Origin of the sequence: uncultured Psychroserpens sp. (assembly GCF_947500255.1) — a bacterium.
Lineage (GTDB): Bacteria > Bacteroidota > Bacteroidia > Flavobacteriales > Flavobacteriaceae > Psychroserpens.
Genome location: NZ_CANMRL010000006.1, coordinates 174,948 through 189,108, shown reverse-complemented (window position 1 = coordinate 189,108; position 14,161 = coordinate 174,948). Strand labels below are relative to the sequence as shown.

The 14,161-nt window shown below is 34.8% G+C and carries 14 protein-coding genes; 9 read left to right on the top strand and 5 right to left on the bottom strand.

Annotation, left to right across the window (positions count from 1 at the left end; translation table 11 throughout):
• Positions 1–11: 11 nt before the first annotated feature.
• Positions 12–650: a hypothetical protein gene (locus Q0783_RS16000; RefSeq protein WP_298896793.1), complete on the bottom strand. Its 639-nt coding sequence runs from the start codon at positions 648–650 to the stop codon at positions 12–14.
• 174 nt (positions 651–824) lie between these two features.
• Positions 825–1,010, bottom strand: a complete 186-nt coding sequence (locus tag Q0783_RS15995) for a hypothetical protein (RefSeq protein WP_230936772.1) — start codon at positions 1,008–1,010, stop codon at positions 825–827.
• A 35-nt stretch (positions 1,011–1,045) separates the two neighbouring features.
• On the opposite strand from Q0783_RS15995, the gene Q0783_RS15990 reads away from it, so the two are divergent.
• Positions 1,046–1,432, top strand: coding sequence for a nucleoside triphosphate pyrophosphohydrolase family protein (locus tag Q0783_RS15990; protein WP_298760377.1), 387 nt, complete (start codon positions 1,046–1,048; stop codon positions 1,430–1,432).
• A gap of 36 nt (positions 1,433–1,468) precedes the next feature.
• Here Q0783_RS15990 and Q0783_RS15985 read toward each other — a convergent pair whose 3' ends face one another.
• On the bottom strand, positions 1,469–2,542 hold the full coding sequence (locus Q0783_RS15985; protein ID WP_298760375.1) for a branched-chain amino acid aminotransferase: 1,074 nt from the start codon (positions 2,540–2,542) through the stop codon (positions 1,469–1,471).
• A gap of 117 nt (positions 2,543–2,659) precedes the next feature.
• Here Q0783_RS15985 and Q0783_RS15980 point away from each other — a divergent pair, with 117 nt between their 5' ends.
• The 8 genes from Q0783_RS15980 (at position 2,660) to Q0783_RS15945 (ending at position 12,606) form a co-directional block, all read left to right on the top strand.
• Positions 2,660–3,175 carry a DUF4920 domain-containing protein gene (locus tag Q0783_RS15980; protein ID WP_298896792.1) on the top strand — a complete coding sequence of 172 codons (516 nt, stop codon included), beginning with the start codon at positions 2,660–2,662 and terminating at the stop codon, positions 3,173–3,175.
• Positions 3,175–3,621 carry a hypothetical protein gene (locus Q0783_RS15975; protein ID WP_298896790.1) on the top strand — a complete coding sequence of 149 codons (447 nt, stop codon included), beginning with the start codon at positions 3,175–3,177 and terminating at the stop codon, positions 3,619–3,621. Before Q0783_RS15980 ends, Q0783_RS15975 begins: the two co-directional genes overlap by 1 nt.
• A gap of 6 nt (positions 3,622–3,627) precedes the next feature.
• Positions 3,628–4,305, top strand: a complete 678-nt coding sequence (gene mnmD, locus Q0783_RS15970; RefSeq protein ID WP_298896788.1) for a tRNA (5-methylaminomethyl-2-thiouridine)(34)-methyltransferase MnmD — start codon at positions 3,628–3,630, stop codon at positions 4,303–4,305.
• A 54-nt stretch (positions 4,306–4,359) separates the two neighbouring features.
• Positions 4,360–5,268, top strand: a complete 909-nt coding sequence (locus tag Q0783_RS15965) for a TIGR01777 family oxidoreductase (RefSeq protein WP_298896785.1) — start codon at positions 4,360–4,362, stop codon at positions 5,266–5,268.
• A 128-nt stretch (positions 5,269–5,396) separates the two neighbouring features.
• A complete protein-coding gene (locus tag Q0783_RS15960) occupies positions 5,397–9,434 on the top strand; it encodes an FG-GAP-like repeat-containing protein (protein ID WP_298896783.1) in 4,038 nt (1,345 codons plus the stop codon).
• A gap of 7 nt (positions 9,435–9,441) precedes the next feature.
• A complete protein-coding gene (locus Q0783_RS15955; RefSeq protein ID WP_298896781.1) occupies positions 9,442–10,050 on the top strand; it encodes a SprT-like domain-containing protein in 609 nt (202 codons plus the stop codon).
• Positions 10,043–11,122, top strand: a complete 1,080-nt coding sequence (locus Q0783_RS15950) for a mannose-1-phosphate guanylyltransferase (RefSeq protein WP_298896779.1) — start codon at positions 10,043–10,045, stop codon at positions 11,120–11,122. Before Q0783_RS15955 ends, Q0783_RS15950 begins: the two co-directional genes overlap by 8 nt.
• A 2-nt stretch (positions 11,123–11,124) precedes the next feature.
• On the top strand, positions 11,125–12,606 hold the full coding sequence (locus tag Q0783_RS15945) for a DUF389 domain-containing protein (RefSeq protein WP_298896777.1): 1,482 nt from the start codon (positions 11,125–11,127) through the stop codon (positions 12,604–12,606).
• A gap of 1 nt (position 12,607) precedes the next feature.
• On the opposite strand, the gene Q0783_RS15940 is transcribed toward Q0783_RS15945, so the two are convergent.
• Positions 12,608–13,375 (bottom strand): ATP-binding cassette domain-containing protein, encoded by a 768-nt coding sequence (locus tag Q0783_RS15940; protein ID WP_230936783.1) that lies wholly within the window; start codon positions 13,373–13,375, stop codon positions 12,608–12,610.
• The gene (locus Q0783_RS15935) at positions 13,375–14,112 is read right to left on the bottom strand and encodes an ABC transporter permease (protein ID WP_298896775.1); all 738 of its coding nucleotides are present in this window, start codon (positions 14,110–14,112) and stop codon (positions 13,375–13,377) included. Before Q0783_RS15935 ends, Q0783_RS15940 begins: the two co-directional genes overlap by 1 nt.
• Positions 14,113–14,161 lie beyond the last annotated feature (49 nt).

Here is a 14,161-nt window from a genome sequence, read left to right as displayed (position 1 = left end):
CATATAACTACTTAGAAATAAATTATTGATTTACAGATTACAGGATGGCAACAATAATCAATAGAAACTTCGTCAATAGTAAACTTATTTTTCGTCCCGCTATAACTGATGGTCATATCGATAATTTTTTGTCTTTTCACAATTATTGGATTAGGAAGAGTTACATTGGCGTTATTTGGTGTAGCTCCTGGAGCGGAACTGTCCTTAATTATTTTTGCACTTATTTTTAGACCGTCTTTACCATCACTGCTTATGGTTGGAGTACCGTCAAATTTGTAATTTTTTATAATAGCACCACTAGCACCTGTCGGAATAACTTCTAGTTTTAAGGCAGTTACTTTGCAATTATCTTTATCTACTACTTCAGAGGTAAAAGTTCCTGTAATCAAAAATGGATTTCTAATGCTACCTTCTATGTGTAAATGTTGTGGTATGTTATTTGTCTTTTTTCCTAAAAAAACGGGAAGCTTTATTTCACTAAAGGGTTTAAGGTATTCATCTAAACCTTTTTCAATTTTTTTTGTAATTTGTATCTGCTCATCTTTGGATAGTTTTTCGCAATCTTCACATTTTTCACAATCTTCACCACAGGCAAAGAGAAAAAATGAAAAGATGGATAAACACAAAGCTTTTAAAAAATTTGTTTTCATAACGGTTGGATTAATTAGTTAACAATACAAAGATGAGAAGCAGGAACACATCAAAACATACCCAATACAGGGTATCTTGCTAAAAATTATAGGGAGAGAATGTAATTGAGTCTATAAAGTACTAAAATATAAGGAAATAGCCAAAGAATTTTCGTACAAAGAGCGTCACTGTGTTTAAACAAACACAAATTTAATGGCCGCAATCATCAAAATAAATGCAATAAAAGCAATGAGCACCCAAACGCTTCCTTTGTAGTATTTTCTGTGAAGCTTTACATCTTTTCGGTACGCTGCAAATATGATAATAGCAAACACTGCTGCAAATAAAATTCCGAAAATCAATTGACCATTACTAAACATATAGCTATTTTTATGGCTAAATTAATACAATTAAAATGAAAGATAAAATAGAAGCTGTTAAAGCATTTCATACCGCCTTTAAAATTGGTCATAGAGAAACTCCCAAAGCCGATTTAGGGATTGATAAAAACATGTTGCGTTATAAGTTGATGCGTGAAGAAAATGAGGAATATCTCGAAGCCGCTAATGCTAATGACCTTGTTGAAGTAGCCGATGCACTTGGCGATATGTTGTATATTTTATGCGGAACTATTATAGAACACGGACTCCAACATAAAATAGAAGAAGTGTTTGACGAAATTCAACGTAGTAATATGAGTAAGCTGGGTGAGAATGGTGAGCCTATTTATAGAGAAGATGGAAAAGTACTAAAAGGACCAAACTATTTCAAACCACATATAAAGACCATTTTAGAGTCATAAAAAAAAAGAGCCAATCGGCTCTTTTTTTTATGCTTATTATTTAACTGGATATCTCCAGTTGTGTTTATCTTCAGATAAATTATGCTGTATGTGCAACATCTTTTGTTTTAATTGTGCCGCGTAACCATTTTGACCAAGATCGGCAATTTCATGAACTTTATCTCTATATTCAAAAGCAGAGATTTCACTGATCACAGCAGCCGTTCCTGCACCAAATATTTCCTTTAAAGTACCATTTTCTGAGGCTTCAACAATTTCATGAACTTTAATAGGTCTTACTTCTACATCAATACCATTGTCTTGCGCTAACTGGATCACACTTTTTCTAGTCACACCATCTAAAATTCGATCACTAGTAGGTGCAGTTATGAGAGTATCATTAATTCTAAAAAACACATTCATCGTACCTGCTTCTTCCAATAGCGTATGTGTATTAGAATCGGTCCAGATAATTTGCTGATATCCTTTTTCCTGAGCTAATTGCGTCGGATAGAATTGTGCCGCATAGTTTCCGGCTGCTTTCGCATAACCAACACCACCATCGGCAGATCGACTAAAATGCTCAGCAATTAAAACTCTTACTTTTCCTTTATAATAAGGAGATACTGGAGAACAAATAATCATAAAACGATAGCTTTGTGATGGCGCAGCAGCAATAACAGGCTCTATCGCAATAGCAAATGGTCTAACATATAATGAGTTACCAACACCAGATTGTATCCAATCTTTATCAAGATTCACAAGAGTTTCCAATCCTTCAAAGAAAAATTCTCTTGGGAATTCTGGCATGGCCAAACGTGCACATGATTTATTGATACGCTCGAAGTTCTCTTCAGGTCTAAATAAAAACACATCACCATGTTCATCTTTATAGGCTTTCATTCCTTCAAAAACCGCTTGTCCATAATGAAATACACGAGCAGAGGGTTCCATAGGCATTGGTCCATAAGGAACAATCTTAGGTTGCTGCCATTCACCATCGACAAAATCACACATAAACATGTGATCTGTAAAGGTTTTTCCGAAGGCTAGATTTTCAAAATTAACGTCTTTCAGTTTTGAAGATGCTGCTTTCTCTACGTGTAAATTACTAGTATGTATATTTGACATTTTTGGTTGTTTTATGTTTTGCAAAAATAGACATTTATCACGGGTTAAAAAACATAATATTTTCACAAAATATTCGTATATTTAATGCCTTAAAATCTAACATAAATCACAATAAAAATGAAACATATTTTATCACTAGTATTAATCCTTTCAGTATTAGTATCATGTAAAGAAGAAGCAAAAAAAACTGAAGATGTTGCAGAAGTAAAAACTGAAACTCAAGACATCGCTTATGCGTCTTTTGGAAAAGAAATTTCAGCATCTGATGCACTTTCAGCAGATCGAATGGCTGTACATTATGCAAAGATGACAGTAGGTGATACAGTTGATGCAAAAATGACGGCTAAGGTTGATGAAGTGTGCCAAGCTAAAGGATGCTGGATGAAACTAGACTTGCCAGATGGAGAGCAGGTTATGGTTAAATTTAAAGATTACGGTTTTTTTATGCCGAAAGATATTTCAGGAAAAGAAGTTATTATTAATGGTAAAGCATTTGTAAATGAAGTTCCTGTTGATGAGCAACGTCACTATGCCGAAGATGGAGGTGCTACTCCAGAGGAAATCGCTAAGATCACAGAGCCTAAAAAAACATTGTCATTTTTAGCTGATGGTGTCCTGCTAAAAGAAGAGTAATGAAAGCTTATTTTTCGTGTGTCTTTGTACTCTTATTGCTTAGCTGTAATTCGAAGGAAAAGGTTGAAAAGAAAGTGGTCATTACTGATGGCACAAAAACGTATGATGTTTATCAGGCTTCGGAAATGTCAACGCTCATGAAAGGTATGTATGCATACAACATGCAGCTTAAAACAGATATCGAAGCAGGAAATGAAGTGTCTGATGAGTTTCCTGAGGAATTCTTAAGAATACATTCGGCTCAGCTGTCTGAGACTAAGCTTCGTAACGAAACCTTTCAACATTTTTCCGGTAAATTTATTGATGCACAACGCGAGGTTTTTATAGATAGTTCATTGCTATCAGTTAAAGATCGCTACAATAATTCAATTAATATGTGTTTATCGTGTCATAAAACCGAATGTACTGGTCCTATACCTAAGATTCAGAAATTACTGATTAAATAAAATAGTTTGCAACGCAAAATAATTACTACAGCAGATGGCTCTACAACCATTCAAATAGAAGATTGGAATGAGCAATACCATTCTGTTCATGGTGCCATACAAGAAGCAAATCATGTCTATATAGAACAAGGTTTGCTTTTTTTCTATTCGGAAAATGAACCTGTGTCAACTAAGGATATCTCCATTTTAGAAATTGGCTTTGGGACTGGTCTTAATGCATTATTAACTTTTTTGAAAGGTAAAGAATTGAACCAGCATATTAATTATGTTGGAGTTGAGGGGTATCCGATAAGTTCAGAAGAATTGAAGCAGCTCAATTATGTTTCAGAATTGCGTATAGATGACAATAACTTCAATGCGCTCCACCAGTGTTCTTGGGAAAGTGAATATCAAATTTCAGAATTATTTAAGCTCACTAAACAGCAAAAAATGTTTAAAGATATTTCCGAGGAGAATGCCTATGATATTATCTATTTTGATGCCTTTGGTGCTCGTGTACAACCCGAACTTTGGACAGAATCTATATTCAAAATCATGTATAAAGCTCTAAAACCAAATGGTGTTTTGACGACCTATGCTTCTATAGGTCATGTACGTCGTACTATGCAATCTTTAGGTTTTGAAGTAGAACGACTTCAAGGGCCACCAGGTAAACGACACATGATTCGAGCAGTAAAACGTTAAACCCTTATTAAAACGCTCTAGCTTGGGTTGTGATTTCAGTAAATTTGTAGTGCTATGCTAAAGATATTAATTACAGGTGCTACAGGTTTAATTGGTCAAGAAATTGTCAAAGTATGTCATGACCAGAATTTTGATGTACACTATTTGACCACATCAAAAAAGAAACTTAGTACTCAAGAGAATTATAAAGGGTTTTATTGGAATCCTAGTAACAATGAAATTGATGAACGTTGCTTTGAAGGCGTAGAAGCTATCATTAATTTAGTTGGTGCTACGATTTCAAAACGTTGGACTGATAGCTACAAAAAAGAAATCATCTCAAGCAGAACTCAAACGGCACGATTACTTAAAGCGACTATTGAGACACATGATTTTCCTATTAAACAAATAGTGTCTGCAAGTGCGATTGGGATTTACCCAGATTCTTTAATCAATTATTACGAAGAAGATGAAAAGGAAAAGTCGAGCTCATTTTTAGGCGAAGTCGTAGACCAGTGGGAAGACGCAGTTGACGAGTTTTCAACCTTAAATATCAAAGTGGCTAAGATCAGAATAGGTTTAGTACTCTCTAAAAAAGGAGGAGCCTTACCAGAAATTGCAAAGCCAGTTCGTTTTGGAGCTGGAGCGGCTTTTGGTAATGGCGAGCAATGGCAGTCATGGATTCATTTAGAGGATTTGGCGCGATTATTTGTATTTGCTGTAACTAATAATTTGGAAGGCGTCTACAATGGTGTTTCACCAAACCCTGTGTCAAACACAGAATTAACAAAAGCCGTTGCTAAGGTTCTGCATAAACCCTTAGTGTTACCAAATATTCCAAAATTTGCTATGAAATTGGTCTTAGGCGAAATGCATACATTATTATTTGAAAGTCAGCGTGTAAGTGCGTCTAAAATTGAAGATGCTGGTTTTTTATTTGAGTATCACCATCTTGAGCCTGCACTGTTGGAAATTTTTAGTTGAGCTGTAAAATCCGAAAATTTTCAGATCTACATTCGGATTTTAAAGAAGTGAGTTGTTTTATATATAAAATTCATACGTAGCTTTACGTATATTTTTACGAATTCTTATATTTATAAAAAATCCAACACGTGAACCAAACAATACTCTTTTCACTACTTAGAAATTGCTTAAATTTTGTAGTTCTATTACTATCAATAACCCTTACTGCTCAGCAGTTTGAAGAAACTCAAGTAATTTCTGGCTTAGGAAGTCTAGCCAATAACAATGGTGTAGCCGTTGCCGATTATGATAATGATCTCGATCTTGATATCTATGTCGTAACCTTGACAAAAGATATTTTGGGTGACGATACTACGATAAGCAAACTATTTAGAAATAATAATGACGGCACATTTACTGATGTGACTGGTCAAGCTGGTTTGAGCAATTTACTATCCTTAGATGAAGATGTTGAGGAGTTTTTTGGTCTAAAGGGATTTAAACATGGTGCCTCATGGGGTGATTATAATAATGATGGATATCCTGATTTATTGTTAACGCATTCTGAACGATTACAACTAATCATTAATCAAGAGGGAGATTTTACCGACGTGACTGAAGGCGCAGGGCTTGAGGCGATTAGCGAGTGCAGACATACTGGAGCAACTTGGTTTGATTATGATAACGATGGCTTTTTAGACATTTATGTAAACGATTGGGATGCTTGTGGTACGAATTCTTTATATCGTAATAATGGAAACGGAACATTTACTAATGTGACTGTCGCAACAAATATGGAAGATAATGGAGTGTATGCTAGCTATACTGCAGTGCCTTTTGATATTGATAAAGATGGCTGGATGGACTTATATGTCACCAACGATTTTAATGAGCCTAATAGTTTGTTCATGAATCAAAACGGAACATCGTTTGTTGAAGATGCTGAAAGTTATGGTGTAAATAACATGATTGATGACATGGGTGTTACATTTGGAGATTTTAACCTCGATGGCGCATTTGATATTTTTATTACTGGAATAGATGAAAACACCTTATTAGAAAATGACGGTTCAAATAATTTCACAGATGTTACTGCTGCTAATAATATTACAGGTACTGGTTGGGCTTGGGGAACTCGTTTTGCAGACTTTGACTTAGATGGTGACGAAGACCTTGTTATTGTTAATGGCTATGAGTTCGAAGATCGTACAACAGAAGTTAATGTATATTATATGAACTTAGCATCAGAAGGTATTTCTGGTTTTGAAGATGCTTCTGATAATGTCAACTTTAATGCTGCTACTGTTAGCGTCGAAGCTGTTGATTTTGATTATGATAACGATGGTGATCTGGATATATATGTAACCAATGCTGACCAACAGTCTATACTATATGAGAATAAACTGTTGAATTTTGATGAAGAAAACACCTTACATTGGTTTAAGGTTATGCTGCAAGGAACGGTTTCTAATCGTGATGCTATAGGAACAACACTAAAGCTTACGACAAGTTCAGGTATTTATAGTAGATATTATACTGGAGTTGGTTTTTTATCTCAGAGCTTGCAAGCGGTTCATTTTGGTTTAGCTGAAGAAACTGAGATTTTGGAACTTGAAATTAAATGGCCTTCTGGTCTCGAGGAAACTTTTCAAAATCTTAATGCCGATACAACAGTTCGAGTAATCGAAGGAGAAGGTTTAACAGTGTTAGATATCCAACCAAGCCAAAAAATTTATGGATGTACAGATCCATTTTCTTGTAACTATAACCCAGATGCCACACTAGATGACGGAACATGTGTGTATTTGAGTGCGAATACAATTTCAGGAAATACAACATCAGGTTATTTGTCTGAAGAGCAATATACGTATCCAATTGCTCCAGGGTCAACAGCTAATTGGACTATTGTGGGTGGTGAAATTATTGATGGACAAAATACAGATACAGTTACTGTAAAATGGCATTTAAATGAAACAGGAATGCTGAGTGTACGAGAGAATGATGGAAATTGCTCAAGTGAACAACAACAAATTGTCGTGACCTTAAATGCTAACAATCTTCCTGAAGATGTATCTATTGCACGATTATGGAATGAAGTGTTATTGGAAGCTATTAGAAATGATTTTGCTCGACCAACGATTCATGCGCGTAATTTATTTCACTCCAGTGTTGCCATGTATGATATTTGGGCTATTTACGATGAAGAAGCGCGACCTTATCTTATAGGTAACACGGTTAATAATTTTACTACTGAATTACTTGAATTCACACCGTTAGAATCTATAGAAGAATCACAAAAAAAAGCGATTAGTTATGCTATGTACCGCTTATTAACATACCGATTTCAAAATGCTCCAAATCCTTCCGAATTACAAAATCTGTTTGATCGTATTATGGAACAGTTGGGTTATGAAACGACCTTTACTGTGTCGACACTTTACCAATTTGGTAATGCTGCCGCTTTAGGGAATTATGTTGCTGAGACCATTATAAATTATGGAAATGGTGACGGTTCTAGAGAATTAAACTTTTTTAATAATCAATATTATTTTTCTATAAATCAACCATTAGCTCCAAATGTTCCAACAACTGAGTTGATGTTTGATCCAAATAGATGGCAACCTTTAAGTTTGAACACGTTTATAGATCAAAGCGGAAATCTTATTGAAGGGTCTACTGTGGAGTTTTTAAGTCCCGAATGGGGAAATGTATATCCATTTGCTATGTCTGAAGAAGATAGTAATGTATATGAGCGTGAAGGTGATTCATATAAAGTCTATAATGATCCAAGTGATCCACCTTACTTAAATTTAACAACAACAGGACCTAGTAGTAATGCTTATAAATTAGGTTTTTCAATGGTGTCAATTTGGGGTTCACATCTTGATCCTAATGATGGTGTCCTTTGGGATATTTCTCCTGGGGCTATTGGGAATACTGATATTTCCACGTTTCCAACCAACTATGCTGATTATCCCGATTTCTATAATATTGTTGAAGGAGGCGACATTGGAGAAGGTCATTCGATAAACCCAATTACTGGACAACCCTATGAACCACAACTAGTTCCAAGAGGTGATTATGCTAGAGTATTAGCCGAATTTTGGGCCGATGGTCCTGATTCTGAAACGCCTCCAGGACATTGGTTTACCATTTTAAATTATGTGAATGAACATCCTCTTCTAGAGAAAAAATTTGAAGGCGAAGGCGAAGTGTTAGATGATTTAGAATGGGACGTTAAAGCGTATTTTATTTTAGGAGGCGCCATGCACGACTCAGCAATTTCTGCATGGAGCATCAAGGGTTGGTATGATTATGTGAGACCAATTTCTGCGCTTCGAAATATGGCATTACTAGGACAAAGTTCAGATCAATCTCAAGATAATTATAATATTGCTGGAATTCCATTACGCCAAGGTTATGTTGAAGTGGTTGGACCTAGCGATCCATTGCGAGGTGAAGATAATGAGCATGTTGGTAAAATAAAACTATACTCATGGAAGGGACCAGATTTTATAGATGACGAAGCTACAGATATTGCCGGTGTTGATTGGATTCTTGCAGAAAACTGGTGGCCATATCAACGACCAACATTTGTAACACCACCCTTTGCAGGTTATGTGTCTGGGCATTCTACGTATTCTAGAGCAGCTTCTGAAGTATTGACTAAGATTACTGGAAGCCCATTTTTCCCTGGAGGTTTAGGAGAGTTTACTGCAAAACAAAATGACTTTTTAGTATTTGAACAAGGACCTTCAGTAGATATAAAACTACAATGGGCAACCTATAGAGATGCATCAGACCAAACTAGTTTATCTAGAATTTGGGGAGGCATTCATCCACCAGCCGATGATATTCCTGGTCGATTGATTGGTGAAAAAGTGGGTAATGATGCTTTCGATTTTGCAGTACCATACTTTAGTAGTGATGTTATTATTAATGAGCCTCAGGCAGAACAAATTATATACCCTAATCCAGTGACCTCAAGTGAGTTTTTTATTACTAATACGTCGTTGAATGATGTGATTAGTATATTTGATATAAGAGGGCGACAGGTTAATATTCTTAAAACTGAGTTTAATGAATTTGGCAGTGTTACCAGATTAGTAATTCCTGAAGGAACATCGGCTGGATTGTATTTTCTTAATATAAACGAGGTGTCTAAAATGCTGATTATTAAGGAGTAAGAAATTCATGCAAAACACTCTTAAATCGTACATTCCTGAACAGGCGATTCCTAAAATTATTGACCTTTTAGATCATGATAACCTCACAGTTAAAATAAAACGTGAACGTAAAACAAGGCATGGTGATTACAAACGTTTGCCAAACGGAAAGCATCAAATTACTGTAAACTCAAATCTGAATACGTATCGATTTTTAATCACATTAATTCATGAAATTGCGCATTTTGAAGCGTATAATAATTTTGGTAGATTAATTAAGCCTCACGGAAAGGAATGGAAACATACATTTCAACATTTAATGTTACCTTTTTTAAACCCTAAAATTTTTCCTTCAGAATTGTTGCCTTTATTAGCTAAACATTTTAAAAATCCTAAAGCAAGTAGCGATACAGATGAAAAGCTAGCCTTTGCATTAAAACAATTTGATGAACCTAACGATAAAACTTATATTTTTGAAGTACCTTTTGGGAATACTTTTAAATTGTACAATGGAAGAGTATTTAAAAAAGGACATAAGCGTGTAAAACGTTTTGAATGTATTGAGATTAAGACAGGTAGAGTGTATTTGTTTAATCCCAATGCTGAGGTTGAATTATTAAATGATGTCAATGAATAAAAATTATTATGCCATATTAATGGCTGGAGGAGTAGGATCGCGATTTTGGCCTGTAAGTACACAGGGTTTTCCAAAGCAATTTCACGATATGTTAGGGACAGGGGATACCTTGATACAAAAAACCTTTAATAGGCTTTCAAAATTAATTCCGAAAGAAAATATATTTATCCTCACAAATGAGCGATATAATGATTTGGTGTTCGAACAGTTGCCAGGAGTTACTAAGCGACAAGTGGTTTTAGAACCTGCAATGCGAAATACAGCACCTTGTATTTTATATGCTGCATTAAAAATTCAAAAAGAAAATGAGAATGCACTTATGATAGTTGCACCAAGTGACCATTGGATTGAAGACGAGCAAGCTTTTACTCAAAATGTACAAGAAGCCTTTGATTTCTGTTCACAAAATAATGCATTGATGACTTTAGGTATAGAGCCAACATTCCCAAATACAGGTTATGGTTATATCGAATATGATAAAGGATCTGAAGGCAACATTAAAAAAGTAGATCAGTTTAGAGAAAAACCTGATTACGAAACTGCTAAAGAGTTTATTGCACAAGGCAACTTTCTTTGGAATGCAGGAATCTTTATGTGGAGTGTTAAAAGTGTCGTGGAAGCATTTAAAAATAATCAACCTGCACTGTATAGTCTTTTCGAATCTGGATATGACGTCTATAATACCGATTTTGAAGATGATTTTGTAAGAGATAATTATGGTAAAGCCGAAAATATTTCGGTCGATTATGCCATTATGGAACATTCTAAAAATGTGTTTGTTATACCAGCAACTTTTGATTGGAACGATCTAGGAACTTGGGGAAGCTTATATGATAAATTAGATAAGGATACGAGTAAGAATGCTGTAGTTAATGCAAAAACATTAACAGAAGATGCTTCAGGCAATATGATTCGTACGAAAGCAGATAAGGTTGTTGTGGTTGACGGATTGAAAGATTATATCATCGTTGATAAAGACGAAGTTTTGCTTATCTTTCCTAAAACTAAAGAACAAGATATTAAAAAAGTACTTCAAAAGGTGAAAGATACATTTGGAGAGCATTACGGATAATTATGAGTGACGAAAATAAATTTAATTTTTCCGAAGAGGAATCTAAAATCAATAAGGAGCAAGCCGTAGAAGAATCAAAAGAAGCGGTTAGAAAAGATGCCGAAGGTCTTTGGCAAAGTATTAAACGGTTTTTAAATGAGTTATTAGATTTTAGAGACGATACCGATAGAGACACAACTATTGAAGCCATCAAAAATGATATTCCTTTTAAAGGAGCAACGGCATGGATTTTAGTGTGTTCTATAGTAGTTGCTTCAGTTGGTCTTAATGCAGATTCAACAGCTGTGGTTATCGGAGCGATGTTAATTTCTCCGCTTATGGGACCTATTCTAGGCGTTGGATTTTCCATTGCGGTAAACGATATTGATACTTTAAAAAAATCTCTTATAAACTTGGCAACCATGATTGTGTTGAGTTTACTAACAGCGTATTTGTTTTTTAAGTTTTTTCCAACAGCAGACATTATGACCAATGAGTTATCTGGTCGTACAAAACCTGATGTAAGAGATGTGCTAATAGCCTTTTTTGGTGGAGCAGCCTTAATTATTGCGCGAACCAAAAAAGGAACAATTGCTTCAGTAATCTTTGGTGTTGCTATTGCTACTGCTTTAATGCCACCTTTGTGTACTGCAGGTTATGGCCTAGCACATGATTGGGGGATTTTTGTTGGAGCAATGTATTTGTTTACTATTAATACCATATTTATTGCTTTGGCAACATTTATTGTATTGAAAGTGCTGCGTTTTCCAATGCTCAAATATGCCAATTCTAAAAAGCGTAAACGTATTGCACAATTAGCGTCTTTAGTAGCAGTATTAGTTATGGCACCAGCCATTTGGACTTTTGTCAATTTTATAAGACAAACTGGTTTTGAGAGTGATTACAAAAAGTTTTTAAAAGAAGAAATTACATCTAATAATGAACTTTGGTTGCAAAACCAAGATAGGATGCCTGTTTGGGAAGACAAGGAAATCACGCTCTATTTCAATGGTGAAGTTTCTGATCAAATAATTAGAAACTTGGAAAATAAAATAAAGAACTATGATAAAATAAAAGACTTTAAATTAATCATAGAAGGTAATGAGAATAGAAGTTTTGATAAAATTGTAGATGCCTATGATAGAGCTATTGATGAGCTTGATGAAAAGAAAATTATTATTAAAGGTCTTAATGAGAAAATCAAGAGTTTAGAAGAGAGTGTCACCAATTTGAATAAACAGATTGAATCAAAGAATACACAAAAAGCTATTTCATTTACAGATTTAACTCGCGATGCAAAAGTACGTTTCAATGATTTAGAATATTTTGGTTATTCTGAAATGTTAGAATCCAAAGATTTCATCAATATTGATACGGTTACTATGGCAAATGTAAGATGGAAAGTGTCACTGACCGATAGTTTGGTGGTCGTTCAAGAAAAAGCATTGCAAGAATGGTTGCAAAAAGAATTAAAAGCAGATACAGTTGTGATTAGAAGAAATTAACTTATTCATTTTCGTCTAGATACATGCGACGAACTTTTTTAAATAAGTTGGATGAGTATACAAAATCTGTAACAACTTCATTATCGGTTTTAAAAATGGTTTCTTTTGAGCCTTCCCAAGCTTTTAGCCCATCTTTTAAGAATACGATTTTTTCACCTATCTCCATTACAGAGTTCATATCATGAGAGTTAATTACTGTTGTGATATTATATTCATCGGTAATTTCTTGAATCAGGTTATCAATCACTATAGCGGTTTTTGGATCGAGACCTGAGTTGGGTTCATCACAAAACAAATACATTGGGTTATTCACAATAGCTCTAGCGATTGCAACACGTTTTTGCATTCCACCAGAAGCTTCACTAGGCATTTTATGATGTGCGCCTTCAAGATTCACACGTTTAAGCACGAAGTCTGCGCGATCTTCCATTTCGCTTTTACTTTGTTTGGTAAACATACGTAACGGAAACATGACATTCTCTTGAATGGTCATCGAATCAAAAAGAGCACTCCCTTGAAATACCATTCCCATTTTGGCTCTGAGGTCACGTCTTTCATCATCTGAAAGGTCAGCGTATATTTTTCCGTCGTACACAATGCTTCCTTGCTCAGGCGAAAATAAACCTAATAAACATTTTAAAAACACTGTTTTTCCAGAACCACTTTGTCCAATAACTAGACTCGTTTTTCCTTTTTCAAAAGTAGCAGATATACCTTTTAAAATGTGAGCATCTCCAAATGATTTGTGTATGTCTTTAACTTCTATCATTAGCTAAGGAGTAATTGAGTTAGTATATAATTTAATAGAATGATCACAACACTAGTCCAAACAAAAGACGTAGTACTTGCTTTACCAACTTCAAGTGCTCCACCTTTCATATAATAACCATAAAAAGACGGAATGGTTGCTAATATAAAAGCAAAAACAAACGTTTTAATAAAGGCGTAGATGATATGGAAGGGAATAAAATCTGTTTGTATACCTTGTACAAAATCTTCTAATGTACCAAAGCCACCATAAACAGCAGCTGTCATTCCTCCTAAAACACCCAAAAACATTGCAATAGAGATTACAAAAGGATATAGCATCAAAGCAATAAACTTAGGAAACACTAAGTAATTTAAAGAGTTTATTCCCATTACTTCAAGCGCATCGATTTGCTCAGTAACTCTCATGGTTCCTATACTCGAGGTAATAAAAGAACCTACTTTACCTGCCATGATTATGGATATAAATGTAGGTGCAAATTCAAGAATTACAGATTGTCTAGTAGCAAACCCTACCAAATACTTCGGAATTAAAGGGTTGCTAATATTGAGAGCAGTTTGGATGGTTACAACACCTCCAACAAAGAAAGAGATAAAGGCTACAATTCCTAGAGAGCCAATAATCAAATCGTCAATGTCTTTTAAGATAAGTGTACGCATTACCGACCATTTAGTTGGTTTGCGAAACATTTCAGCAATCATTAAAAAATAAGCACCAATATTATGAAGGTATTGCATAGTGAAATTTGTTACCGCTAAAGTAAAAAATTACGCAGACTTATTTAAC